The sequence below is a fragment of the Alicyclobacillus sendaiensis NBRC 100866 genome, assembly GCF_001552675.1.
Classification (GTDB): Bacteria; Bacillota; Bacilli; order Alicyclobacillales; family Alicyclobacillaceae; genus Alicyclobacillus; species Alicyclobacillus sendaiensis.
The window spans coordinates 1-533 of sequence record NZ_BCRQ01000150.1; the positions used below are offsets into that span (position 1 = coordinate 1).

Below are 533 nucleotides of genomic sequence, written 5' to 3' on the forward strand. Positions count from 1 at the left end.
GGTAAAGAACAAATACAGCGACGAAATGAGAAACTGTATTTATAAAACTGTTGAAAACCTTGTGCAAATGGAAACATCGAGTGATAGACCCGGAATGTTTCTGGGGAAAATTCAGTCTGGAAAGACGCGTGCGTTCATAGGGGTCATGGGTTTAGCGTTAGACAATGGATACGAAATGGTAATAGTTCTCACAAAAGGAACTAAAGCTCTCGCTCAGCAAACACTGAAACGGTTGGAAGCTGAGTTTTGGAGCTTTGTAGAAGATGATCAAATACAAATATATGATATTATGAACATACCCTCAAACCTGACGCGATATGAATTAAATCAAAAGATCATAATAGTGGCAAAAAAAGAGGTTCGAAACTTGACAAAATTACACGAGCTGTTGTCGGATATTTATCCGCAGCTTGTTGAGAAAAAAACACTGATCATAGATGATGAAGCTGACTTTGCAAGTGTTGGTTTTACCAGAACAAAAACGGAAGGCATTCAGATTAGAAAGATTGCTCTCAGAGTAGACGAATTAAGAA

Annotated in this window: 1 protein-coding gene; it reads left to right on the plus strand. The window is 37.9% G+C overall.

Going from position 1 to position 533, the window contains the following annotated elements:
- Positions 1-533, plus strand: a 533-nt coding sequence (locus AS26_RS14520) for a DEAD/DEAH box helicase family protein (protein ID WP_505592647.1), incomplete at both ends; no start/stop codon positions are given.